The 23,388-nt window shown below is 58.6% G+C and carries 13 protein-coding genes and 1 tRNA gene; 8 read left to right on the forward strand and 6 right to left on the reverse strand.

All coding sequences use genetic code 11. From position 1 onward, the window contains the following. The first annotated feature begins 81 nt into the window (after positions 1–81). Entirely contained in the window at positions 82–1,245 is a 1,164-nt protein-coding gene (locus AAY81_RS04615; RefSeq protein ID WP_066661955.1) for an acyl-CoA dehydrogenase family protein, read from the forward strand. Between the two features lie 367 nt (positions 1,246–1,612). Next, complete coding sequence (locus AAY81_RS04620) at positions 1,613–2,920, forward strand: MFS transporter (protein WP_143117399.1); 1,308 nt, start codon at positions 1,613–1,615, stop codon at positions 2,918–2,920. Positions 2,921–3,107: 187 nt separating this feature from the next. Here AAY81_RS04620 and AAY81_RS04625 read toward each other — a convergent pair whose 3' ends face one another. The 5 genes from AAY81_RS04625 to fadK all read right to left on the reverse strand — a co-directional run bounded on the left by AAY81_RS04625 (position 3,108) and on the right by fadK (position 9,356). Next, a complete protein-coding gene (locus AAY81_RS04625) occupies positions 3,108–3,998 on the reverse strand; it encodes a LysR family transcriptional regulator (RefSeq protein WP_066661957.1) in 891 nt (296 codons plus the stop codon). Between the two features lie 217 nt (positions 3,999–4,215). Continuing rightward, positions 4,216–5,460 (reverse strand): CaiB/BaiF CoA transferase family protein, encoded by a 1,245-nt coding sequence (locus AAY81_RS04630; RefSeq protein WP_066664961.1) that lies wholly within the window; start codon positions 5,458–5,460, stop codon positions 4,216–4,218. A gap of 102 nt (positions 5,461–5,562) precedes the next feature. Then, positions 5,563–6,759, reverse strand: a complete 1,197-nt coding sequence (locus tag AAY81_RS04635) for an acyl-CoA dehydrogenase family protein (protein ID WP_066661961.1) — start codon at positions 6,757–6,759, stop codon at positions 5,563–5,565. A gap of 255 nt (positions 6,760–7,014) precedes the next feature. After that, positions 7,015–7,644 carry a hypothetical protein gene (locus AAY81_RS04640; protein WP_066661965.1) on the reverse strand — a complete coding sequence of 210 codons (630 nt, stop codon included), beginning with the start codon at positions 7,642–7,644 and terminating at the stop codon, positions 7,015–7,017. A 26-nt stretch (positions 7,645–7,670) separates the two neighbouring features. Then, entirely contained in the window at positions 7,671–9,356 is a 1,686-nt protein-coding gene (fadK, locus tag AAY81_RS04645; protein ID WP_240480621.1) for a medium-chain fatty-acid--CoA ligase, read from the reverse strand. A gap of 247 nt (positions 9,357–9,603) precedes the next feature. On the opposite strand from fadK, the gene AAY81_RS04650 reads away from it, so the two are divergent. From AAY81_RS04650 to AAY81_RS04660, 3 genes are all read left to right on the forward strand, one after another. Then, a tRNA-Asp gene (locus tag AAY81_RS04650) sits at positions 9,604–9,680 on the forward strand. Between the two features lie 411 nt (positions 9,681–10,091). Beyond that, positions 10,092–11,885 (forward strand): MATE family efflux transporter, encoded by a 1,794-nt coding sequence (locus AAY81_RS04655; RefSeq protein ID WP_066661970.1) that lies wholly within the window; start codon positions 10,092–10,094, stop codon positions 11,883–11,885. Between the two features lie 47 nt (positions 11,886–11,932). After that, positions 11,933–13,705 (forward strand): non-ribosomal peptide synthetase, encoded by a 1,773-nt coding sequence (locus tag AAY81_RS04660; protein ID WP_066661971.1) that lies wholly within the window; start codon positions 11,933–11,935, stop codon positions 13,703–13,705. Here the strand turns inward: AAY81_RS04660 and AAY81_RS04665 are convergent. After that, on the reverse strand, positions 13,702–15,075 hold the full coding sequence (locus tag AAY81_RS04665; RefSeq protein ID WP_066660379.1) for an ISL3 family transposase: 1,374 nt from the start codon (positions 15,073–15,075) through the stop codon (positions 13,702–13,704). The genes AAY81_RS04660 and AAY81_RS04665 overlap by 4 nt on opposite strands. A gap of 171 nt (positions 15,076–15,246) precedes the next feature. Between AAY81_RS04665 and AAY81_RS04670 the strand changes: the two genes are divergently transcribed. From AAY81_RS04670 to AAY81_RS04680, 3 genes are read left to right on the forward strand one after another with little or no spacing between them, the layout of a single operon-like run. Next, positions 15,247–22,482 (forward strand): non-ribosomal peptide synthetase, encoded by a 7,236-nt coding sequence (locus tag AAY81_RS04670; RefSeq protein ID WP_074777361.1) that lies wholly within the window; start codon positions 15,247–15,249, stop codon positions 22,480–22,482. Positions 22,483–22,541: 59 nt separating this feature from the next. After that, positions 22,542–23,033 carry a 4'-phosphopantetheinyl transferase family protein gene (locus tag AAY81_RS04675; RefSeq protein WP_066661988.1) on the forward strand — a complete coding sequence of 164 codons (492 nt, stop codon included), beginning with the start codon at positions 22,542–22,544 and terminating at the stop codon, positions 23,031–23,033. Positions 23,034–23,090: 57 nt separating this feature from the next. After that, the gene (locus AAY81_RS04680) at positions 23,091–23,381 is read left to right on the forward strand and encodes an STAS domain-containing protein (protein WP_066661994.1); all 291 of its coding nucleotides are present in this window, start codon (positions 23,091–23,093) and stop codon (positions 23,379–23,381) included. The last annotated feature ends 7 nt before the right edge of the window (positions 23,382–23,388 follow it).

Raw genomic sequence — 23,388 nt, forward strand, 5'->3', positions numbered from 1 at the left:
CATCTGGGGCTATGTTATGCAGGATGGTGCGCTGGGCTTCCATGTCGTTTTGTTTGTTAGTTGGTTGGGGAGGGGTATGCCGTGGATTTCAATCTCAGCACCGAGGAACTCGCGCTCAAGGATGATTTTCGCGCGTATGCCGAACGCTATTTTTCCCGTGCGAACGTACGTCAGTGGCAACGCGACGGTGGTTTGCCCGACGATGTTTGCAAAGCGTTCATCAATGAGTATCTTGGTCACGCCAGCCTGCTTGGTGATGCCTCGGGTGGTGGATCTCTTCTTGCCCAGGTTATAGCTACTGAAGAGGTTTCTCGTGTGGCGGGCGCGTCGCTCCCGTTTTCCAGCGACATCATGAACCTGCGTATCATGAACAAGTTTGCGGGTTCTTCGAAGAGCATGCACGACATGCTCGAAACCTATCGCGAGACGGGCCGTCTTGCGTTTGCGCTCGCGGTTTCGGAGCCGAGCGCGGGCAGTGACACCATGGCCATGCGGACCACGGTCTCCGCGCAGGGCGAATCCTACGTTCTGAAGGGCTCGAAGACGTTCGTCGCCAATGGCGAGTTCGCGCCCTTTGTCATGGTTGCCGCCGTAGAGCCCGATGTTGCTTCCGATGGGTATCCCACGCTGTCGTTTTGGATGGTTCCCCGTAATAGCGAGGGCCTGAATGCCTATCCCATTGGCAAGATTGGCCAGAAGATCGTGCCCTTTGCCGACATCGTGTTCGATGATGTGCGCCTGGAGCCCTCCTTCCGTCTGCAAGGGGAGGGCAAGGCTGGTTTCCCCCAGCTGTTCCATTTGCTGGAAATCGGCCGCGTTATGGTGTGCGCGCAGTCTTTAGGCATGGCCCAGGCTGCCATGGAGGATGCCGTTTCCTATGCCCGTAATCGCATGGCGTTCGGCAAGAACATCGCATCGTTCCAGCAAATCGAGCAGATGCTCGTAGACATGGAAGTAAAGATCGTCAACATGCGCTCGCTCGTGTATCGCGCTGCATGGGCGTTCGACCACGATTCCAGCGATAAGCGACTGCTCGTGGCCATGGCGAAGCGCTATGTTCCCCGTGCCGCTACCGAGGTGGCTAGCGATGCGCTTCAGGTTTTGGGCGGACGTGGCTATACCGAAAACGAGCGGGTGGGTAGCATCTGGCAGGACTGCCGCGGCAATCAGATTGCCGAGGGTACCGACCAGATCATGATTCATATTGCCGGACCTCTACTCATGGAATCGTATGACGCTTCCTAATCGCATCTTCCGCTTATAAGCGCTCTCCCTGGGGTCTCTGTCGCATTTCCTGTCGAGATGTGGTATATAGCGCACTATTTCGCTTAGGCAAGGGATGTATTCAATTAATTGTTGGATTGCTATAGAAAAATACAATCAATATTGCCCGTAACCCATTTGTCAATTAATTGGATTTTGAATACTTCGTGAAATACCATTTGAGGTGGTTTGGTATTCGATGCAGTTTGAGGAATGCGTCTCCAAGAATCGCAGCGAATGCTATAACTGGCGCAAACAGCATGAGGGAACTATCGATTAGGAGGAATGCAGTGAGCGAAAAGGTTATTCAGCCGGCTAAGAAATACCTCTTCGCCATCGCACGGTATACATGTGCTACCTGACGCATGGTGTTCAGGCTATTATCTTCAGCCAGAACCAAGTTGACTTCTATACTCAGTGGGGCTTCATCAATGACCCCACCGCCGGCGCGGCTGCGGTTTCAACGGCTATCGTTTGGACCGGCGTCGGCAAATTCGTCTCCGTGTGGATTGGCGGCGAGATCTCCGACCGTATCGGTCGTAAGATTCCGGCCATCCTGGGCGGCGTGCTGTACATCATCTCGTTTGTGATCATGCTGATCACCGACAACGCCACCGTGGCTGCCGTCGCTGGCTTCCTGTCTGGCCTGGCTACGTCTGGTTTCTGGGATGGTGCTCTGTACCCCGCTATCGCCGAGGCGAATCCGCGTCAGGCTGGCGCAAGCACGATTGGCATCAAGGCCGTCATCAGCGTTACGGGTATCATCTACCCGATCTTCGCGGCTGCCAACGCCAATCACGTGCTCGACAAGGCCACCAAGACCGTTGTCGCTGGCCCTGGCACGGGCGACTGGCACATCAACGTGTGGGTCGCAATCGTCCTGTCCGTTATTGCCACCATCTTCGCTATCATCACGCCCTTCGTCTATGACGACGAGCGCAAGCAGAAGGTTGACAATGCTGACGACAAGAGTGCTGCCAAGAACGCTGCTGAAGCGGAGATCCAGGCTGCACGCGACGCAATGCTGAAGAAGCCCAATGGCCTGACCCAGTTCGTCACGCTGTTCTACGGCTTCGTCATCATGTTCATCATGTATGGTGCTCAGCAGTACTCCAAGCAGTTCGGTACCGCCTACCTGGGCATGACCGCAACTGACAGTGCTACGCTGACCTCCATCTACACCTTCGGTTCCATCATCGCCGTGCTCTTCTGGGCATTCATGATGGGCAAGCTCCGTTGGAATCCCGTTAAGGTCATCATGATCGACTCCATCATCGCCATCGCTGGCCTTGCCGCCGTCCTTCTGGCTCTGCCTCTGGGCATTGGCGTTGCCGGTGTCTACATCGGCCTGGCCCTCGTTGGCTTCGGTGCTGCTGGCGGCATGCTGCAGACTGGCGTTACTCAGCGTCAGCTCATCTGCCCCGGTCCTCGCGGTCGTAACGTTGGTATGTACTACACGTTCATGGGCGCTGCTTCGGTGTTCCTGCCGTTCATCGTAGGCGCCATGACCACCGCCGTGGGTGAATCCAGCGCTGTCTGGATCATGATGATCCTGCTGCTGGCCTTCGCCATCCTCGCGCTGCTGATGGCTCTGTACCTGGTTAGCCAGTACAAGGGCATGTTTGGCTACAGCGCTCTGGAAAAGATGCGCGACTAGCATCAGACAAACGCCAGGGCTCGCTTCTGCTCTCACTGCCGGTGAGCCCTGGTTTCAATCCTAGGCGTTTGCGCCGCCTTGGAAACCCGCCATGGAGGGACATGGCGGGTTTTCTTTTTCTTATAGGATGGACAATAAAAAAGACGGCGCATGCCGTCTTTTATCGCGTATCTAAAGCGTGAATGGGCTATTGCTTTTCGTATTTGAATTCCCGTGCGAGGTCAACGAAGTGCTGAACGGCGGGCGTCTTGTAGGAATTCTTCTTGTACGCCAGGTAGATGGTGTGGAAGCGCTCGGGGATATCTTCGATCTTCAGCTTGATGAGGTTGGGGAAGAGGTTGATGCCCAGCGTGTTGAGCGCGATGCTCACCGCGTCCTTGTTGGCGTCGACCATGGAAGCGAGCGTGATCTCGTCGTCGTACTGCTCGCATGCAAGCAGTTTCTCCCTGTTCATGACCTCTTTGACTTCGCGCCCGATGGGCGTGTTGTAGTGGTAGGTGATGATGTGGTCGCCGCGAAGGTCGCCTAGCATGATGGAGCTCTGCTTTGCGAGCTTGTGGCGGCTGTGCACGATGGCTACCAGGTCCTGATACGTAACGGGCACGAATTGCAGGTCGGGCTTGTTGGGCACGTAGGCGCTGAAGATGACGTCGTACGTGTCGTTTTCCAGGCCCTCGATGAGCGATTGCGTAAGGCCCTGGGCAACGCGGATGACGGGGCCCGATCCGAATTGCTCGCGATAGGCCTTCATGAGTATGGGCAGGTAATGGTCTTCCACGGTGTAAATGGTGCCGATGGAGACATTGCCCGTGTATTCGCCAGCCTCGTCTTGGGCGAGCGCCTTGCCGCGTTCGATGGCGGCAAGTGCCTCTTTGGCGTATTCGTTGAATTCGCGACCGTACTTCGTGAGCCTTACGTTGCGTCCGTCGCGCACGAAGAGGGGAATGCCCAATTCGTCTTCCAGGCGGGAGATGGAATTGGAAAGCGTGGGCTGCGTGATGTAGAGCTGTTCGGCAGCCTTCGTGTAGTGCTGGAGTTCGGCAAGTTTGCAAAAGTATTGCAGTTGCGAAAGGTTCATGAACTCTCCTCTGAGGTTTGGCATGGGCTATGAGGTTCGCATTTTTTAGCCCATGAGTGGCGTCCCCTAAACACCATGTTGCCAATTATAAAAGTTCTTCTGTCAATTTCTGAAAATAATTGAGAAAAAGCTTTGAACAGCGGTTATGTATACGTAAAAAGGGGGATGCGCATTCGCGCATCCCCCCTCGTTGTAGCCACGTGTTTGGCGCTGTTTGCTAGCGACCCAGCAGTTCGTCGAGGCTGCGGGCTCCGCACACGGAACCGTCAGCTTCGGCGGCGGCAATCTGCTCGTCGGTGTAGCCCAGATCCCTCATGACGTCTTCGGTGGAAGAGCCAAGCATGCCCGTCGGCTTCAGCTCCGCCGTCTCGTTCAGTTCGAACTGAACGGGGGCAGTGGGGCACCAGCGGTCGCCCTTGGGATAGTGCACCGGCTTGATGTACTCGTTGATGATCGCGTTCTGATCCTTGTACACGTCCTCGGGCGTCTGGGCAGGCTCGCAGGGCATGTCGTTTTCCTTGAACATGGCCAGCAGCTCGTCGCGAGTGAACTTGGCGAAGCCCTCGTCCAGGACCTTGACGACCTTGGGGGAGAGACCCTTGTTGTTCACGGCGTCGATGGAAGCCAGATCGGCGTCCTCCAGCAGGTCCTCACGGCCGATGAGCTTCAGCACGCGCGGCCAGTCGCGGTCGTACTCGGGAAGGCAGAGAACGACCCATTTGTCGTCGCCCGACTTGAACACGTTGTTCAGGGGGTTGTTGACCTCCAGGCGGCTCTTCGGGTACTTGTTGCCGTACTGAGCGGAGATCATGCCCACGGACAGCGCGTAGATGGCGCCATGCTCCAGAGCGCACGTTACGTAGTCGCCCACGCCGGTCTTTTCGCGCGCGATGTAAGCTGCGAGCAGACCAGAGCAGAGGAACATAGAGCACTGGAAGTCACCATAGCCGTTGGTGGGGATCATGGGGAAGCTGTCGGCGTCCACCGTGGTGCCGAATACGCCGCCACGACCCATGTAGCAGGTTACGTCAAAGCCGGCAGCGTCCTTTTCGGGACCCTTCTTGCCGTAGCCCAGGCCATGGCCCATGATCAGGCGCGGGTATTTCGCATGCAGCGTTTCCCAGTCGAAGCCCATCTTGGCGAGGCTCTTCGTGCGGGTGTTGGTGATGAAGATGTCGGCTTCGGAAAGAAGCTTGTGCATAACCTCGGCGCCGGTTTCGCTCTTCAGGTTCAGGCTGATGAAGCGCTTGTGCATGTTGGCGACGTCGAACGACAGGTTCTCTTCGTCGGTGTAGTCGGGAATGCCATACACGGGAGCCTGGTTGGTGCGCGTGGCATCGCCCTTGGCGGCTTCGACCTTGATGACGTCGGCGCCCCATTCGCCGAGCACGCGGCCCGTGGTGGGGGTGGCAAGGAACGTGGTGAGGTCGACGACCTTCACGCCTTCGAGAGGCAGAGACATATATTCCTCCTCAAACAAATGTTCCGAATAGGAAAAGAGCTGGCACAAAATGCGCCAGCTCTTTCAATACGCTCAGAGATGAGCTGGTATATCAAGCTGCAACTAGAAGTTGTACTTGACTTCGCCGCCGTGGTTCTGGCACTCGCGAGCAATCGTGATGCGCTGAACGTTGGGGGCGCCTTCCTCGAGCCACATGGCGCGGCAGTCGCGGTACAGACGCTCGGTCGGGCCGTAGGGGCTGTCCTCGAAGTAGCCGTCGCCACCGAAGATCTCGAGCATGCCGTCGGAGACCAGCTTCACCGTTTCGATGGAGAACAGCTTGCAGATGGCAGCCTTCTCGGTGATGAAGTCGTTCTTCGGGTCGATGTCGTAGTCGCGAGCGAAGTCGTAGATGGCGGTGCGCAGAACGTGAACCATCATCTGCATGTCGGCGATCTTGGACTTGATCATCTGACGGGAAGCGATGGGCTTACCGAAGGTGATGCGGTCGTTGGCGCGCTTGAGCGAGAGCTCCAGCATGCGCTGAGCCATGCCGAGGTTGGACATAGCGATGTGCACGCGGGAGACGGACAGGCTGTGGATGGCGACATCCATGCCCTGGCCCTCTTCGCCGAGCAGGCACTCGGGACCAACCTTGACGTTGGTCAGCTTCAGGCCAGCATGGCCAGCGCCGCGGCAGCCCATCATGTGGGGCATTTCGACGATTTCGAAGCCGGGCAGAGAGTTGTCGACGATGAACGCGCTCAGGCGGTCGTCCTTCTGCTTGCTGGGGTCGGAAACTGCGATGATGTAGGTGTAATCAGAGCAGTCGGTGTGGCTGATGAGCCACTTCTCGCCGTTGAGGATCCAGGAACCATCGGCCTGCTTCTCAGCGGTGGTGTGCAGGTCGGCGCCCGTGCCGCCGGTCTGCTCGGTGATGGCGAAGTTGCAGTAGACGGACTTGTCCTGGAACTTGTCCATGAGCTTGTCCTTCATTTCCTGCGTGCCGTAGTCGTCGAGGATACGCCAGTTCATGTCGGCAGCGTGATGCAGGTGCATGCGCATGCCGCCGGGGCCGCGGGAGAACTCTTCCTGAACGCGCAGGATTTCGAGCTCGTTGAGATCCCATCCACCGTACTGAGACGGCATGTAGAAGCGGTACAGGTCGTTCTTCTTGGCGAGTTCATAGAACTCTTCCGGGAACTTGTTCGTGACTTCGATTTCCTTCTGCATCTCGTCGAAAGGTCCCTCGACCAATTCGCGAATCTGCTTCAGATAAGCCTCAAACTGCTCGTCGGTGATTTTCGCGTTAGGGTTCATCTAAGTCCTCCTCAATGATCTACGCGATGTTCGGAATAGAGCTTTGTTTAGCTCACGGGTAATATTGTGCCTGTGGTCCATGGCTAAATCCAATTGATAGCGGTTCGAGTTTTTGAATCGAATTATTAATATTCCGAATACATGGAGGACATTCCCCGCGAATTGTGGGAATTTCCGTCCGTACATGCAAAAGCGAAATCGGCCACCCCGCGTTCGGAGTGGCCGATTGTATACACGTTACTCTGTTATGGGACGTTATTTGCGGGTGCGTCGCAAGCCCTCGTTCGAGGGACCCGAGCCACTGGCAAGCATGCGATCGAAGCTCATGCGCACCAGGCCCAGCCCTACGACGTGCACGTATCCGATCATGCCGTTCTTGCATCGGAACATGCATTCCTCGCATGGGTCGCTGTCGCAGTAACAGTAGGCATCTTCGTCGGCGAACGCGAAGGTGATGGGGGAGTACTTCTTCTCGTGCACGTACTTCACCTGGTATCCGGTGAACGTCTTCACGCAGGCCCAGTCGATATGCAACTTGCAGCCCATCTTCGCGAACCATTTGATCTTCACGCAGTTTGCGTTGAATCCGCCGCGGAATTGGAAGTCGAGTTCGAAATCGCTGGGAACGTCCTCGTGCTCAACGAAGGGGATGGGCTCCATCTGCTTGCCACAGGCGGTGCAGGTAGGGGCCTCCGTGCGCACGAAGGGTAGCTCGGCGATTTTCGTCGAACCGTTTCCCGACCAGGAGATGGGATTGCCATCGGTGAGGCCAATATGCACGTGCCCGCACGAAGGGCACTGGTAGAAGTGCAGGTCGTCATCGCAGACGCGCGGCTTGAAGCCCGCATGGGACCTTGTCGCGGAAAACTCCCTTTCGATGGGCATGGCTTCTCCTTACGTGAGTTGCGCTGCTAGCGTTCGTTGCGTTCTTCGCGCATGCGCAGCAGCAGCTCGGCTGCGAGCTTGAATCGTTGCACTTTGCCGGTGGGCGTGTACGGAATGCGGTCGATGTATTCGATGCGCTCGGGCCAGACGCGCTTGGGCGTGCCCTTTTCGGCCAGGTATTCCGTGATGCTTTCCACGGTAGGCTTTGCTCCGGGCTTCGGAACGAGGAAGGTGCAGATGCGTTCGCCCATGCGCTTGTCGGGTGCGCCGATGGTGGCGTGCTCGCCTACGCCCGGGCAGCCGTCGAGTTGCTGGTCCACCTCGTTGCACGAAATGTTTTCGCCGCCGCGGATGATGATTTCCTTCATGCGCCCGCTGATGCGGATGCGACCTTCTTCGTCCATGTAGCAGAGGTCACCTGAGTAGAACCAACCGTCGGAATCGAGCGCGCGATCGGTGCGTTCGGGTTCGTTGAGGTAGCCAACGAACTGGTGTGGCCCGCGTGAGGCTTCCTCGCCCTGCGCTCCACGGGGGACTTCATTATGGTTGGCGTCGACGACGCGCACTTCGATTCCCTCGTAGGGAATGCCCGACCAAGCGCCATTCCATTCCAGGCACTTATCGAGTGGCACATAGACGTGGGGGCAGCTTTCCGTGGATCCGTACGATTCGGACAGCAGGATGCCGTACCTGCTGGCATGTTCGATCATACTGGAGGGCACCGGCGCGCCGCCGCAGATGTAGAAGCGCATGCTGGGCAGCGATCCGCCGTGTTCGTCCAGGTAGCTAAGCAAGTCGTAGATGAAGGGCGTTGCCCCGTGGGACCAGGTGCAGCCTTCTTCGCGGATGAGCTTCACGGCCGATTCGGGCGAATAGCATTCCTGCAGAATGGCACATCCCCCGAACAGCATGGTGGCGATGAGGCCATGGTAGAAGCCCGTGGCGTGATTGAGCGGCGAGGGCATCCACACGATGTCGTCTTCGGTGAATCCCATGGGCGCGATGTACGCTCGTTCGGAGAACAGGATCGTGTTGTGGGTGAACACGGCCTGCTTCGGGCGACCGGTGGATCCCGACGTGGAAAGAATGCATGCCGCTTCGTCGGATTTAGACGGGCTGGGCTCGTCGAGAGGCTCGCAGTTGGTGAGCACGCACGAAAGGGAGACTTCTCCGGGGATGGTGCTTGCGATGCGGTCTACGAACAATGCACCCTTCAGGTTGGGCATGGAGCCGCATATGGCACGATACTCCATTTCGTAGTTACGGTTATGGTAGAACGTGGGGGCGATGTAGACCGCCGTGCCCACGGAGTTCACCGTTTCGATGAGGTCCTGATCGGTGTTGCGCACCGCATAGGGGTGCATGACGGCGCCAACTTTCAGGCATGCCACGTAGATGATGGCGAATTCGGCCCATTTGGGCAGCTGGAACGTAACGATGTCGCCGTTTTCGACACCGACTTCCTTCATCCAGGTTGCTACGCGGGCGGCTGCCTGGTCGATTTCGCCGTACGTATACGAATGTCCCTCGGTGTCCTTCACGTACACATGCTGCGCGTACTTCTTGGACTGGGATGACCATATGTCGGAAAGCGTACTGGTGCCCCAGTAGCCCTTTTCGTAATACATGCGCTTACGTTCTTCGTCGATGCGCAGGTCGCTGATCATCTTCTCCCTCTCAGACGCCCATGGAACCTTTGCGGTTGATGGCATGGCGTTTTTCGCTAATGCGCCATCCTTGTTTAGTTTACAGCCGTGGCACGGCTGCTTATTATTCACTTTCCGTCGCTTCTACGTGCCGACTTATTGGAAATAGCTATCAGGGGAGGATAATCTACGCTCTTGCGCTTTCGGTTCTGAGCAGGTAATTCACAATTCCTTCGCAGGTGAGTGGGAAGTTGAAAATTGTTCTTGCATCTGGATGGGGTAGCCTGTAGAATCAATTCCGCTGCTGAAGCACGGGGTGTTAGCTCAGTTGGTTAGAGCGCCGGCCTGTCACGTCGGAGGTCGCGAGTTCAAGTCTCGTACATCCCGCCATCTGAATTTAGAAGAGTCCCAGAAATGGGACTCTTTTTGTATTCGGGGACGGTGGCGAGACTTGAACTCGTTGGGGTGGAAACGCGTTAAGCGGACGCCCCAGTGGGGCGTCCGTAGCGTTTCGCCCGACCGAGCCTGCGAGGGAGGGGTCGAGCGCTCGCCGAAGGCGTGCGCGGAAGTCTCGTACATCCCGCCATCTGAATTTGGAAGAGTTCCCGATTGGGAACTCTTTTTTTGTTACGTGGGACGAGACTTGAACTCGTTGGAGTGGAAACGCGTGAAGCGCACGCTAATCTCACCTTCGGTGACGCGAACGTTTCAACAAACCATCGCAAGGCTTTGACCTTGCGAATGTTGCTATGATTGCACCTGTATGATCTAGTGTGTGGGTCCCGTTCGGGGGAGGGCTCGTTGGGTCAGGAAGCGCATGCACGTGGGGGTGAAGGCGGTCGTCGGATTACTTCCGGCGTCTATGCGCGTACGGCCGTTGCCCTGGGCGGCCAGTATCGCAAGTTCTTCGTTGCCTCTATAGCTGCGGTTCTCCTGCTTCAGGTCACTATCGTTACCGACACGATTATCGTGGGCCAGCTCCTGGGCCCCGTTCCCATGTCGGGTATTCGCGTTGCCTCGCCTATCGTGAACATGCTCACCGTCTTGGCCATGCTCATTGGCGTGGGCTCTTCTACGCTCGTTTCCATTGCCATTGGGAAGCGCGATGCCGCGGCGGCCAATCGTGCCTTTACGCTGGGCATTGTTCTATCTATTGCCATCGGAGCCATATTCGCCCTGGTCATCGCTCCCTTTGCGGAACCGCTTGCGCGACTCATCTCGTCTGATGGGGCCACGGTGCCCTATACCGCCGCGTTCTTGCGCATCGTCACCGCTTCAAGCCCCGTCTTCATCCTTGCCTCGGTTATGGCTATGCTGTTGCGCGCCGATAGCAACGTTAGGCTTTCATCGGTTGTGCTGGTGGTTGGCGGAATAGCGAACGTGCTGCTTGACCTGCTGTTCATGGGTGCCCTGGGCATGGGCGTCGAGGGCTCGGCCATGGCTACCGTGATGGGCATGGTCGCCGCCGTTCTTACGTCGCTTCTCTACTTCCGCTGGCCTCATCGCACGTTGCGGCTCTGCCGTCTTCGTGGCGGACTGCTTCCCGAGGTGGTCGACGTAATGAAGAACGGCGTGCCTGGAGCCCTTCGCATGCTATTCGCCTGCATTGCCCTCCTCTTCTTGAACTACGTTGTTGGCAATCGCGTTGGCGTGGGCGGCATTGCCTTCCTTACGGTGTGCGGCAATGTGCAGTTGCTCGCCGTCGCCTTCTTCAGCGCGGGTGGCCAGGCGGCCATGCCCATCGAGGGCGTGCTGTTCGGCGAGCGCGACTATGGTGGCTTGCGCCTGCTTGTGGGGTACGTGTTCCGCGTCGTGCTTGCGTGCGTGTTGGTGCTCGTGGGGGTTGCGATGCTCTTTCCCGGGCAGATCATTGCCGCGTTCGTGCCAGGGGGCATTCCCGATGGCGAATGGCTCTTGCGCCTGTATTCGGTGGGGTTCCTTCCGCTGGCCCTGAACTACGTTATGACGTACTACTACAACACCATTCAGCGGCGCATGGTTTCGCTCGTGCTGACACTCTGCGAGAACCTCGTGCTCTATCTGCCGCTCATTTGGTTTCTCACGAATGGACTGGGCCTTGTTGGCGCCGTGTTGGCCTTCGTTCTTGCGGAGTTTCTAGCATGTCTCGTCCTCGTGGCGATGACTGGATATCTTCGCAGGAAGCTTGGCTATGCCAGTCTTCTGCTTGTGCCCAATACGACGCGTGATGTCGTTTTCGAGGCCACGACGCCCGCTTCGAATGCGGATGCTTCGGGCATTGCGCATTGCGTGAAGGAGGCACTCGATGACTGCGGCGTCGAATCGCTCTTGTCGTTGCGTGCCACGATGGGAGTCGAGGAGATGGTCGCCCATGCAGCTTCCTACGAGCATAACCGCGGTCGCGATGTGCTTTTTGACGTTATCGTGAGCAATCTGCCCGACAGCGTTCAGGTTTCCATGCGCGACAACGGAGCCCCTTTCGATCCGCTGCGTCCCGACGTAGAGGATGAGGGGATTGTCATGATGCTGTCAGTGGCCTCGCGCGTTCAGCATAACAACTCGCTCGGCATGAACCTGACGGTTATCGAAGTGGAAAAGGGAAATTCAAACAAGTAAGCATGTAGCGCGTTTTTGAGCATGGCCCGAATGGGAGAAGGGATCCGATGATGCATAACGAGTACTTGGAACCGTTGTGGGAGGCGTTCGAAACGTATGCGGATTACCCGGCCATCGTAGACGAAGGTGGTACGCGTGCGATTTCGTACGCCGAGCTGAAGGAGCTTGTGCTTCGCGTAATGGCTTGGCTAGCGAAGCGGGGCGTTCCCGAGGGGTCGTTTGTTCCCATTGTGCTGCCCCAGTCGGCTAACTACATTGCCACCGAGATTGGCATCTGGATGCATGGCTGTACGGCCGTTCCCATGGGTCCCGCATTTCCCGAGGAGCGCATAGCCTACATTCGCCAGCATTGCGAGGCTCCGCTTCTCTTCGATGACCAGGCGTGGCTGGAGGCCGAGGCGATGGAATCCCTGGTACTTCAGGGAGATGCTCCCGAATATCCCGCTGAAGAGTTGCCCGCGCTGCTTATCTATACGTCTGGGTCCACGGGTAATCCCAAGGGCATTCTGCATTCTTTCAAGGGGCTTAGCGTAAAGCATACGGCCAAGGTGGCGCTTACGTATTCTCCCGACGAGGTGTGGGCCATGGGCGCTCCTTTGTACTTCGTTGCGTCCCTTACGTGCTTCAAGGTGCTGAAGGAGGGTGGCCAACTTCATCTTATCGACTCCAATACGTATCGCGATCTGCGGAAATTCGAGGACTATATCGTTGACCATGGCGTGACGTTCACGTTTCTTAGCCCTGCAATGCTTTCGGAGTTCCATAACCGTTCGAACGCGCTCAAGGTCGTCTTTACGGGTAGCGAGCGGCTGAGCGGACAATGCAGTCGCGATGGGTACAAGCTCATCAACTGCTACGGGATGAGCGAAACGGGTGGCACGGTGTGCGCATTCGCGGTGAAGCGACCCTACGAGGTAACGCCCGTGGGCAAGCCCGAGGAGACGTGGTGCCTGCTTGACGATGATGGCAATCCCGTCGAGCCGGGCGAGGAGGGCGAATTCTGCCTGAGCGGCGTGTACTGCGATGGCTATTACAAGGACCCCCAGAAGACCGAGGAACTGTACCGGGGCGGATGGCTGCATACGGGTGATATCCTGCGCGAGCTGCCCGATGGCAACCTGGTGTATGTGAACCGCAAGGATTGGATGGCGAAGATCAATGGCCAGCGCGTTGAGCCCGGCGAAGTGGAAAATGCCATACGTGCCATCGAGGGCGCTGGTCAGGTGGTCGTGAAGGCGTTCGACGGCGACGGTGGAAGCCAATTTCTATGCGCGTTTTTTACGGGCGAGGCGCAGGGTGAAGCGTTGCGCGATGAACTCGCGCGCAAGGTTCCTCCTTATATGGTTCCCGCCCATTTCGTGAAAGTGCGTGAGTTCGCGTTGCTTCCGAACGGCAAGGTGAATCGCAAAGTGCTTGCCGCGCCCGACGTTTCCCAGGCACGCACGTCGTATGCCGCCCCCGAAAACGATGTTGAGCGCCAGCTTTGCTCGGCGTTTGAAGAGATGTTCGGGCTCGACCAGGTGGGCATCGACGATGATTTCTTCCTGCTTGGCGGGGATAGCATTCGCGTCATGAAGCTCCAGCGCCTTTGCTCCGAATTGCCGCTCTCCGCGAAGCTCATCTCTCAGGAACGAACGCCGCGCAAGATGGCGCTTGCAGTGGCAGATGTGGCGCTCGAGGATCGTCAACCACGCTATGAGCCCACTCCGCTTTCGCAAACGCAGCTTGGCATCTATGCCGAGAGCATGGCGCGCGTGGGCGAGGCGGTGTACAACAATCCTGGAGGCTTCGGTAGTTTGTGTGACAAGGGGCTAGCCTAGGCAGCAACGCTCTTCGCTCCCTTCACGCCCTTCTTCCTCGCCTTCACCGGGCGACCCGGGAGCTGGGGCTGGCAGTCGCCGCACCTGAGCATGAGCAGGGCCACGAGGTTGTCGGTGTTGCGGAAGCCGTAGCCCATCCTCACCGTCACCTTGATCTTGTTGTTGATGGCCTCTACGCGCCCGTTGCTGATGCCGAGCTCGACTGCGGCGATGATGTCGTCGCGCCGGCGGCGCACCTTCTTCTCCACGGCGACGACCTTGGCGATCTTGCAGTAGGCGGCCCTGTGCATCCAGTCGTCGAGCAGCTCGGCGGCCTCGGAGCCGTCGGCTGCCCGGAAGACGGCCCGCAGGTCCTCCTTGAGCTCCCAGGCCCTGACCAGCCGCGAGCCGGCCCTCTTCTTGAGCGCCTCGAGCCTCGCCCTCTGGCCGTCGGTGAGGTCCTCGGGGTTCTTCACGAGCGCGTAGCGGCTGCCCTTGATGGAGGCCGCCTCCTCCTCGAGCGCCCTGACCTCCTCGGGCGGCAGCTCGCCTTTGGCAGGCCTGCCGCGCTTGCCCTCGGGCCTGGGCCTGGCGGCCCTGGCGGCGGCCCTGGCGGCGTTCCACTCCTCGCAGCGCACGGCGTCGAGCGCGTCGTTCATCCACTGGACCACGTGGAAGGGGTCCATGACCCACCTCGCGTTGGGGCAGCGGCGCTTGACCAGCTGCCTTATCCACCTCGCGCCGTCGGCGGTCACCACCTCTATGGCGCGCCTCTGCTCGCGCGTGAGCTCGTCGAGGAACAGGTTGAGCACGTCCTTGCCGGTGCCCTCGTGCGCCCAGATGAGGCAGCCGCGGTCGTGGTCGACGACCACCGTGACGTACTTGTGGCCCTTCTTGTACGACGTCTCGTCGATGCCGATGCGGCGCACGCCGTCGAACCTCGAGGCGCCGCGCGCGGCCTCCAGCTCGGCGTAGACGCGCCTGCACACGCCGCCCACGCTGTGCCACTCGACGCGGGCGAGCTCGGAGACCGCCGAGGCGGTGCAGCGGACCGCCAGCCACGCCACCCAGTCCTCGAAGTCACGCGTGAAGCGCGCCCCGTGCCGCGCCCAGGGGACGGCCTCGGTGCGCACGCCGTGCTCCGGGCAGCGCACCCTGCAGGGCGCGTACTCCAGGTAGCAGGCCGAGCGCGCCAGGTCCATCGCCCTCCACAGCCTGGGGGCCCCGCGGTTCGCCATGTCGTAGAAGTCGCAGGCCCTGCCGCATACGGGGCAGCGGCGCTGCTCGCGCTTGTAGGGCCGGACGCTCACGACGATGCGCTCGGCCTCGATGCGCGCGCCCAGGACGACCGTGCGGGCCAGACCGAGGGCGAGAAGTAGTAGACTCTTCATGCGTCACACCTCTTCGGTTGTCTGAATTTGGCTTAGCAATCATAGGCGGATGACGCGGAAACGGCCCCTCCCGGGGCCGTTTCAGTTCCAGATCGTTGTTTTCGCCCGCTGAGCTGGGCCTATGCCGGAATCTCTCCCACAGAAACCACCGAAGAGCCCAATCCTGTTCTTTTGCGGCTAGACGCTTCGATCGATGCGGATCGACTGGCTCGGGCGTTGGAAGCGGCCATTGAAGCTCATCGTTTCGTAAAGTCGCATGTGGAGGAGGATAGCGAGGGGACACCTCTCATGGTTCCCGGTGACGAGCCCTTCTCCGTTGCTGTCGAGACCATGGAGGAGGCGGAATTCGAACAGCTGAAAGCTGGGCTCATTCAGCCGTTTGACTTGCATGTAGGCCCCCTGTTTCGCATGCGCGTCATTCGCACGCCCGAAAACCTGTACTTGTTCACCGACTTTCACCACCTTGTGTACGATGGCACGTCGATGCGCGTAATTATGGCTGATGTCGATGCTGCGTATGCTGGTGAGGAAATCCGTCCGGAATCCTATACGGGCTTCGATGTGGCGGCCGACGAGCTGGAAGCACGAGCTTCAAGCGCATATGACCAGGCTAAGGAATGGTACGAGGCAGCATTCGAAGGTCTGGAGGTCGACAGCGTGCCGCACCCCGATGCAGAAGGGGAGACCGTGGAATACGCGTCGCAGGATGTGTCGCTTGCCGTTGACGCCAATCGCGTGGTTCGTTTCTGCGGCAGGTTTGGCATCACCGAAAACGTCTATGCGATCGCTGCATTCGGGAGCCTTCTTGGCGGCTATACGAACAGCCGCGAGGCCCTGTTCGCGACGATCTACAACGGGCGAAGCGATCTGAGGTGCGCGCGCACCGTGAGCATGATGGTCAAGACGCTACCTGTGCATTGCCAGTGGGAAGCCAGCACGAGCGTTGCTGACTACCTGGCCGCCGTGAAGTCTCATGTGTTGGGCGTCATGAGTCATGACCTCTTCTCGTTCGCCGAAGCGGCACCTCTTGCCGGCGTCACGAGTGATGTCCTCTTCGCTTATCAGGGCGATTACCTGGCCTTGGGCACCGTATGCGGTCTGCCGTACAGCCGCGTCGATCTGAAGGGCAATGCTACGGGTGGCTCGCTTGACTTCCAGCTGTTCAAGATCGATGGATCCTACGTGCTTCATGCGGAATACCAGCGCAATCGATACTCCGATGCGTTCGTTGCGGATATGGCGCGTGCGTACGGTAACGTGCTTTCCGGCATGCTCGGAGCCGAGCTCATGGATGACATTTCCCTCGTCGACGAAGAGCAGGAGCGGCTGCTCGACGAATTCCATGGCGCGCGTGCTCCCTACGACGCTAGCCAAAGCGTCGTGTCGCTGTTCCGCGCCGCTGCTTCCGCGCATCCCGATAACGTGGCTGTCATCTGCGGCGATAGGCAATTGACGTATCGCGAGCTCGATCGCGTGTCCGATAAGCTTGCAGCGTACATTACCACGCTTGGGTTGGGCGAAGCGGGCGACGTCGTGTCGATTCTCATTCCGCGCGGCCTTTGGATGGCGGCGGCGTCGCTTGGTGCCCTGAAGGCAGGTTGCGCCTATCAGCCGCTTGATGCTACGTATCCCGAGGAGCGCCTGAGCTTCATGGTGCAGGACGCTTCGTCGAAATTGCTTATCACGACTACCGAACTGCGCAATTTCATTTCGGGCTTCGAGGGCGAGGTGCTCATCGTCGACGATGTTGCCGCCTTCGAGCCTCCCGTTCCGGTGGATGGCGTTTCCCTGCGAGAGCCTGCGCCCGAAGACCTGTTCATCTTGCTGTATACCTCGGGCACGACGGGCTTGCCGAAGGGCGTGCGTATCACGCATGCCAATCTGGTCTGCTATATCGCATGGTATAAGCGGTACTACGGACTTGAGCCAGATAGCAGGGTCGGCACGTATGCCAGCTATGGCTTCGATGCCTCCATGATGGATACGTATCCTGCGCTTACTACGGGTTCCACCTTGGTCATCGTTCCCGAGGAGATTCGTCTTGACCTTATGGCGATGAGCCGCTACCTGGAAGGTTGGGGCGTAACCCATATGTTCATGACGACGCAGGTGGGGCGCCAGTTTGCCATCGACGGCGAGTTCCCGACCATACGTCATCTCAGCGTGGGCGGAGAGGCCCTCGTTTCGTTTAAGGTGCCTGAAGGGGTCTGCGTGCACAATTGCTATGGGCCCACGGAATGCACCATTATGGTGACGGTTTATCAGTTGCGAGGCGATGAGCCCTTCTATCCTATTGGCCATACGCTCGACAATTTGCATGCATACATAGTTGGGCCCAATGGGAAGCGACTGCCCATTGGGGCTGAAGGCGAGTTGTGGATTTCAGGGCCGCAGGTAGCGGCGGGGTATTTGAATCGTCCCGAGAGAACCGCCGAGGCATTCGGAGTCGATCCGTTCGTGAGCGGGGAAGTGATTCCCCTGTATCGTACGGGTGACGTCGTGCGCTGGATGCGCGACGGGAACATCGAGTATATCGGGCGTCGCGATGGACAGGTGAAGATCCGCGGCTTCCGCATCGAGCTATCGGAGGTCGAAGCCGTTGTGCGAGAGTTTCCGTCTATTCGCGATGCGACGGTGGCGGCATTCGACCACCCGAGTGGTGGCAAGTACGTAGCTGCGTATATTGTGGCTGATGAGCCAATTGATGTTGGGGAGCTTGGGGACTTTATTCGCGAGAGAAAGCCTCCGTACATGGTGCCTGCTGCCTTCGTTCAGCTGGATACCATTCCGCTGAATCAGAATGGCAAGGTGAACAGGCGTGCGCTTCCCGAGCCCAATTTGGTTTCCGCAGACGACCTTGGGGATGATGAAGCGCGGCCCATGAATGCCCTCGAGCGTGAGTTGCATGCGATTGCCGCGGAGGTTATCGGTGTGGATACCTTCGGGGTCGGAACGCCGCTCGTTCGCTGTGGGCTTACGTCGATACAGAGCCTTCGCTTGCTCGCGCTTATCTACAAGCGTCTGGGCGTGCAGATCAATGCGAGCGACCTCGACGATTCGGCCTCGGTCGTAACGATTGAGGATATGATCATCGCGGAATGGATGGCTGGTAATGGGCAAGCGCCGGCTTCCGCATCTGCCTCTAAACGCGAATTTGCGGCGCCTCTTACGTTTGCGCAGGCTGGCGTCTATTTCGAATGCCTGAAGCATCCCGAATCGCTTTCGTACAACGTTCCCTCGGTGATTACCTTTGCCGCAAGCGTATCGGCGGATCAGGTCGTTTCCTCCTTGGAAACCGTCGTTGCGGCGCATCCCGTTTTGACGACTCATTTCGTGCGCGAAGGCGAACGCATCTTGCTTGTGCCAAGCGATAACGCCGTTTCGATGGAGCGCGTCGAAGTGCCCCAGGCGGCGTTGCCCGCCATGCGGTCCGCTTTCCCGCGCCCCTTCGATTTGGATGCGGGACCGCTGTGCCGCTTCGTCGTGGCAACGTCGGGTGGCGTCGTTCACTTGCTGGCAGACTTCCATCACCTGGTCTTCGATGGGGCGTCCATGGGCGTCTTCCTGCGTGACCTTGGCACGGCGTTGGGAGGCGCGTCGGTTTCCTTCGAGTCCTTCACGTATTCCGATTTCGCGATTGCCCAGAAGCGGTTTGAGGAATCGCCGGAATTCGACGAGAACCGCGCGTTCTTCTCCGACGTGCTCGCCGACTTCGAAACTGCCAGTGAGCTTCCGCCCGACAAAACGGGGCGCGCATCTTCGGGTGGCCAGGGCATTGCGCGTGCGCCCTTCGCGTTCGATGCCGTTGAGGACGCGTGCAAATGCGCAGGTACCACGCCTGCCGCCTTCATGCTCGCGGCCGCTTCGTATGCGCTATCCCGCTACGTGGGCGAACGGCGTGTCTATTTTGCGACGATCAGCAGTGGAAGGTCTGACGTGCGTACCGCCGACACGATTGGCATGTTCGTGAACACGCTTCCGCTTGCCGTGAGTGTGGACGATGTGTCTGTTTCGCAGTTTGTGGAATCGTGCGCAAGCGCTTTGTCGGGCGCCATCGCGCATGAGCGTTATCCTTTTGCGCGCATCGCTTCTGCTTTCGGCTTCGAACCGCAGATCGTCTACGAATACCAGCTTGGAGCGGTGGATGTTTCCGCCGTTACGCCTACGGGGGATTCCGTGATGAGCGCCATCGAGGGCATTGGCGGCAATGAGGCGAAGTTCAAGCTGTCGATTCATATCGAGCTTGACCAGGGTGTGCCCGTCATAGCCGCGTATTACAACGATGCGCTGTATTCGCCCGAACTCATGGAGGGTCTCGTTCGTTCGATGGCGATTGTGGCCGATCGCATGTTTTCGGCGCTCGATGCTCCTGTGCGTGCCCTTTCCCTGCTCGACGAGGATCGCTGTGCTCAGCTCGAGCGGTTCCACGAAGAGGAAACCGGACCGCTCGACTTTTCCTCGTTCCATGAGGGGCTTGAGCGTCAGGCGCGGATACGGCCTGATGAAACGGCGCTCGTTGCCTCGGATGGTTCGTATGCCTTTGCCGGCTTGAATGCCTGCGCCAATCGCATTGCACATGCGCTCATCGAGCGGGGCGTATCGCCGGCAAGCCGCGTGGCGCTTCTGTTGCCGCGCACGTCGCGGGTTATCGCTGCGGCCTTCGGCGTTTGCAAGGCGGGGTGTGCGTACATACCCTGCGATCCAGCGTACCCCGCAGAGCGCGTGAGTCATATCCTTACCGATTCGCGCTCGCAGCTCGTTATCACGACGGCCGACCGCGTGTCGTCGTACGAAAACGCCGTCGACGTGGAAGAGCTGCTCGCTTGTACGCGCGAAGAGGATCCGCGTATTCCTGTCGATCCGCATGACCTGGCCTATCTCATCTACACGTCCGGATCTACGGGGAAGCCGAAGGGCGTCATGCTCACGCATGAGGGCGTTTGCAACTTCCACGCGAATCGGCCCTCCAATATTCTCGTGCACGCATTGGTCGAACAGGCGCATGCGTTTTTGGCGGTCACTACGCTTTCTTTCGATATGTCCGTTAAGGAGGTCTTCACGCCCATTGCGAATGGCCTTTGCGTTGTGCTGGCCGACGAGTCGCAGGTGAACGATCCTGCCAAGCTGGCTGCGCTTGGCGTGGCAACGGGCGCCGATGCCTTCAATGCCACGCATTCTCGCTTGAAGCAGTACTTGGAATCGCCTGCGTTTGCGTCGTTCATAGCGGGCTGCAAGGTGGTGCTTTCGGGCGGAGAGAAATACGCCCAAGGCCTGCTCCCGCTTTTGCAGCGCACGACGTCCGCCTGCATCATCAATACCTATGGACCTACGGAAACGACCGTGTCATCGAACATGGCCGACCTCACGCATGCAAAGCGCATTACCGTGGGACGCCCGCTTTACAACGTGCGGGAATGCATCGTTGATGCCGATGGCAATGAGCTGCCGCCCGGCGTGGTGGGCGAGTTGTTCATCGGCGGGCTTGGCGTTGGCCAAGGGTATAACGACCTGCCCGAGAAAACCGCGCAGGCGTTTATCGAACGAGAGGGGAGACGCTTCTATCGTTCGGGCGATTACGCTCGCTGGACGAACGACGGATTCGTGGAAATACTCGGGCGCACGGATAACCAGGTGAAGCTTCGTGGCTTGCGTATCGAGCTGGGCGAGGTTGAGTCTGCGTTGGCAGCCGTGGAGGGCGTTACGAATGCTATCGTGAAAATCGCGCCCATAGGCGGTGCCGACCACCTGTGCGCCTACTTTACGGCCGATCATCCGCTCGATGCCGCCGATGTGCGTGCCCAGATGGCGCGCTCGTTGGCCAGCTACATGGTGCCAACGGCGTTCTTGCAGCTCGATGAGCTTCCGCTTACGCCCAATGGCAAGGTCGACTTTCGCGCCTTGCCGCCTGCACAGCCCGTTCGAGCGGGAAATGCGGTTGCGGCTGCAAACGAGATGGAGCAGGTCTTCTGCGATATCTTCTCGGAGATCCTGGGCGTTCCCGATGTGGGCGCTACCGATAGCTTCTTCGAAACGGGCGGCACGTCGCTTATGGCCATACGTGTGACGGTTGAGGCCGAGAAGCGAGGCTGGGTTGTTTCCTATGCCGATGTCTTCGCCAATCCCACTCCGCGAGCGCTTGCTGCGCTCTGTGGCGAAGGGGGCGTAGATGCCGGGGCCGTATCTGCTGAAACGACTGAGGATCATGATGCTGAGATTGCCGATTACGATTACTCCGCCATTGACGATTTGCTCAGCCGGAATAACTTACGTGCCTTCATCGAGGGGGATTGTCGACCGCTTGGAAACATCCTGCTTGCGGGTGCTGTAGGCTATCTGGGCATACATGTTCTCCATGAGTTCCTGGAACACTATGATGGCGTGGCGTATTGCCTGCTGCGCGCGCATGGCGACATTTCCGCCGAACAGCGCTTGAAGCATCAGCTCTTCTATTACTTCGAGCGCAATTACTCCGAGCTGTTCGGCAGTCGCATCATCGTCGTGGAGGGCGATGTCACCGCGCCATTGCAGCTTCCCAATGGCACACGTGTCGATACGGTGGTGAACTGCGCGGCCGTGGTGAAGCATTTCTCGAGTGGCACGGAAATCGAGGACGTGAACGTTGGTGGCGTGGAAAACCTAGTGGGCTATTGCCTTGCGAACGGCGCCTCGCTCGTGCAGGTTTCCACGGGTTCGACCATGAAATGCCCGCTTGTCCCAGGGGCGTCGATAATGGGCAAGACAACGGAACGGCAGCTGTACGTTGGACAGGACCTGAAGAACAAGTACACGCGATCGAAGTTCCTGGCTGAGAGAATCGTACTTGATGCCGTGGCAACGAAGGGCCTTTCGGGCAAGGTGATGCGCGTGGGCAATCTGGCACCTCGCACGACCGATGGCGAGTTCCAGATCAATTACAGCACGAATGCCTCGATGGGGCGTCTCAAGTCGTTTGCGATGCTAGGTTGCGCTCCGTTCGACCAGCTTGATGCCTCACTGGAGTTTTCTCCCATCGACCAGACCGCTCGGGCGCTCTTGCTGCTTGCCCAAACTCCGCCGGCTTGCGTGGTGTTCCACCCGTTCAACCATCATAGGGTGTTCATGAACGATATCTTCGCGGCCATGCATGCGGCTGGCCTCGAGGTTCGGCCTGTTGAGCGCGAGGAGTTCGCGGCTGTTTTGCATGAGGCCGAAAACGACCCTGAGAAGGCACGCGTGCTCACGAGTATGCTTGCCTATGCGCGTAAGCCCGGTGGCGCTCCTGTCGTCGTTCCCCAGGCGGGGAACGATTACACGATGCAGGTGCTCTATCGCCTTGGCTTCAGGTGGGATGCTACTTCTGCGGCATATGTGCGCCAATTCCTTGTTGCGCTCGAGGGCATGGGATTCTTCGATGACGAGGAGGAATAACGCAGCATTGCCTGGACATATCGATTGATGGGTGCCGGTGCGTTGGCGCGTCGGTCGACGTGTTTGACGAGCCAGACGTGTTTCAGCGCGCCCTGGTGGACGTTTCGGCGCATCGCAAGCGCAAGGTCCTGTTGTATCGATTTGCTTCCGACCAGCGGTTGAGCTTGTTGGCTGGAATGCTGCTGGACGATTTGCTGCATGAGCGGGGTTTGCGCGAACGCGATATGAGCTATGTTGTGGGAGTCCATGGTAAGCCGTCATTCTCGGATATGCCCAATGTGCATTTCAGTCTTGCTCACGGCGGGCGCATGGCGCTTGCAGCCTTGGCGGATGCTCCCGTTGGGGTGGACGTTGAGTGCCTTGATTCGTTTCCGTACGATTTGGCCGATCCGTACGTTTGGACGGAAATGGAATCCGTGGGTAAGGCGCTTGGGTGCGGCATAGCCGACTATCTCGATCGGGATGTCTACGTTCGGCCGCCGGATTTCGAAATTCGACATATTCGCATTGATGACAACCACCTTGCGTGTATCGCGCAGCGAGTACAATAGGCGTGGGATAGACATATGGGTTATGTACGACGTTGTTTGTCGGATAGGGGGCTCGGTATGGAAATCACGAAGACGGTCGAAGGGGGCAAGGTCATCTTCTTTATTGAAGGATGGCTCGATACGCAGACTGCTCCCGAACTAGGAGATGCGCTCTCGCAACTCGACGAGGGCGTAACGCAGCTGGAATTCGATTTGGCTTCCCTCGAGTACATATCGTCGGCGGGCATTCGCCAAATTGTTTCCGCCTACAAGAAGATGGGCGGTAACCTCACGCTTAGAAACGTATCCCCCGAGGTGAGGGAAGTGCTTCGTCTTACGGGCACCGATAAGCGGCTGACCATCGTGTAGAGCTGGC

The sequence above is a fragment of the Denitrobacterium detoxificans genome (assembly GCF_001643775.1).
Classification (GTDB): domain Bacteria; phylum Actinomycetota; class Coriobacteriia; order Coriobacteriales; family Eggerthellaceae; genus Denitrobacterium; species Denitrobacterium detoxificans.